The sequence below is a fragment of the Sulfuricurvum sp. genome (assembly GCF_019163035.1).
Lineage (GTDB): Bacteria > Campylobacterota > Campylobacteria > Campylobacterales > Sulfurimonadaceae > Sulfuricurvum.
Genome location: NZ_JAFLKV010000112.1, coordinates 1 through 2,630, shown reverse-complemented (window position 1 = coordinate 2,630; position 2,630 = coordinate 1). Strand labels below are relative to the sequence as shown.

Here is a 2,630-nt window from a genome sequence, read left to right as displayed (position 1 = left end):
CTACGAGGAGAGTGCATCAGTAGATGCCAATAGCGAGTTTCGGAAAGTTTAGCTGTATGGGATTGTGCAATCAGCTCATCGGTCGACGTTGCATAGACCGTTAAACTCAACACACATAATAAAAGAAGGAGTGGCAAAAAAAACCTTAGAATATTTCAGAACGTTTATACGTTCTGAAAATTTATTTATCCGGCGATAGTAGAAACGTTATCGAGAACCGTTGCCATATCGGCTTTTTCACTGGTATAAATAGCATTGTAGTTTGATTGAAGCGCTGATGCGAATTCTGCTTTATCTTGAACGTTCAAAAGTTCTGCCAATGTGGAAACACTCTCACCTTGACCGATTGCGATTTCACGAGAGAGCTGATCCATATTGGATGCTACGAACTCTGCCGCACGTTCATTCATAACAAATTTTGCTTTTTTACATCCCGATGTACCTGATGTGATACCAAATGTTTGATTTCCCAAGGTAGCGTTAGTTGTTGCTTGTAGTGCCAACATAACCGCTGAGCTATCATCATGAATAATTTGTGATCCAAGACCACACCCTGTTTGGCTATTCACGGTTGCAAAACCTGCTGTGCTGAGTGCAGCGACTGCTGCAATACTGATTAAAACTTTTTTCATAGAGACCCCTTTTTTCATAAGAATTAACAAAGAGTATAGAGGAATAAACCTTAAATTTTAGCCATTTTCCAAAAATTATCTTCCATAAAAAGTGTTGATACATTATTTAGCCGTTGCAAAAAAAACTCCCTCGAAACCTCTTTAGCCCCCAGACTTTTTAGATGAGGGGTCGGAACCTGACAATCGATAAAATCATATCCCCATTCTCGCAAATGCTCAACCAAAACGGACAATGCCACTTTCGACGCATCGGAGACTTTGGCAAACATCGATTCGCCGCAAAATACCCCTCCGACACTCACCCCGTAGAGTCCACCGACCAAGATTCCCTCTTGATACGCCTCAACGCTATGAGCATGTCCGAGGGCATGAAGCGTCTCATACGCTTCAATCATCTCAGGGACAATCCAGCTCCCGCTCTGACCGCTGCGCGGTGCGGTTGAGCATTCGCGTATTACTGACGAAAAAGCGCTATCAAAACGGATTTCAAACTGAGGAATTTTTTTACGTAGCGACCGAGTAAGCTTAAAATCATCCAGTTCCAATATCAGCCTCGGATCAGGCGACCACCACAAAATCGGATCATTGATACCGTACCACGGAAAGATCCCAGATCGGTACGCCAGCATCAGCCGCGAGGGGGATAGATCACCGCCGTAAGCAACAATCCCCTCATTCGAAGCATGAAGAAGAGGATCAGGAAAAGAGAGGTGATAGCTCAGTTTTGGGATCATACCGCATCATAATCGAAAATAAGCTCATCGGCGTAATCGACCGATACACGCCCGCCTTGCACCAATTTTCCAAAAAGCATCTCATCCACTAATGGATCTTTGATTTTTTCGGAGATAACGCGCCCCAGAGGACGTGCCCCCATCGCTTTATCATACCCGATCTTCGCGATATAGCCTTTCGCTTTATCGCTGAGGGAGACGCTCACTTTTTTCGCTTTGAGCTGAACATTAAGCTGAGCAATAAATTTATCCACAATCCCCTCGACAACACTCATCGGCAACGAAGCAAACTCGATGACTCCATCGAGACGATTGCGAAATTCAGGGGTAAAAAAGCTCTTAAGCGCTTCATGGCGGGAGATTGAGCTATCGGCATTAAAGCCCATCACAGTGCGTTCACTTGCTCCGATATTGGAGGTCATCACGAGGATGACATTGGCAAAGTTCGCTTTAAATCCCGTATTATCGGTCAAGGTTGCACTGTCCATCACCTGAAGCAATACATTCACCAAATCGGGATGGGCTTTTTCGATCTCATCGAGAAGCAGTACCATGTAGGGATGCTTACGCACCGTCTCGACCAACAATCCCCCCTGCTCAAACCCTACATACCCCGGAGGGGCACCGATGAGGCGGCTAAGGGCATGTTTTTCCATGTACTCGGACATATCAAACCGCTCAAAATAAATTCCCATCGTTTCAGCCAGCGATTTCGCCAACTCCGTTTTACCGACACCGGTCGGACCGGAGAACAAAAAGGAGGCAATCGGTTTTTGAGGCGCACTCAGCCCCGCATAGGAGCGTTTGATAGATTTCACCACCTGAGCGACCGCATTATCCTGCCCGATGACAAGCGCTTTTAAATCACGCTCTAGTGAAGCGAGCTTTTCACGATCATCCGTCCCCATTTTAGAGGCGGGTATTCCTGTCATTTTAGCGATTACATTTTCAATATCATGCGGGGTAATCGTGGTTCGTTTATGGGTTTTGAGGTGAAATGAAGCCCCCGCTTCATCGATTAGATCGATTGCCACATCGGGTAAAAAACGATCGGTGATGTACTTTTTAGAGAGCTCGACCGCAGAGCGGAGCGCTTTATCGGTGTATTTCACCCCATGATGCTTTTCGTACCGCTCCCGAAGTCCTTTAAGGATCAAAAAGCTCTCCTCCTCACTCGGTTCCCCCACCTCGATACGGGCAAAACGGCGACTGAGGGCGCGATCTTTCTCAAACACGCTTCGATATTCGGCATGGGTCGTTGCCC

3 protein-coding genes are annotated in these 2,630 nt (G+C 46.4%); all 3 read right to left on the bottom strand.

Annotation, left to right across the window (positions count from 1 at the left end; all coding sequences use genetic code 11):
* Positions 1–185: 185 nt before the first annotated feature.
* Positions 186–632, bottom strand: a complete 447-nt coding sequence (locus JZU62_RS07965; RefSeq protein ID WP_295013609.1) for a DUF3015 family protein — start codon at positions 630–632, stop codon at positions 186–188.
* A gap of 50 nt (positions 633–682) precedes the next feature.
* Positions 683–1,366, bottom strand: a complete 684-nt coding sequence (aat, locus tag JZU62_RS07960; RefSeq protein ID WP_295013607.1) for a leucyl/phenylalanyl-tRNA--protein transferase — start codon at positions 1,364–1,366, stop codon at positions 683–685.
* A partial coding sequence (locus tag JZU62_RS07955; protein ID WP_295013605.1) for an AAA family ATPase occupies positions 1,363–2,630 on the bottom strand: 1,268 nt, incomplete at its 5' end. The genes aat and JZU62_RS07955, both read right to left, overlap by 4 nt.

Bases quoted from the DNA above. Each gene is read 5' to 3' on its own strand.
- JZU62_RS07965 (WP_295013609.1), bottom strand. From the start codon at position 632: ATGAAAAAAGTTTTAATCAGTATTGCAGCAGTCGCTGCACTCAGCACA.
- aat (WP_295013607.1), bottom strand. From the start codon at position 1,366: ATGATCCCAAAACTGAGCTATCACCTCTCTTTTCCTGATCCTCTTCTT.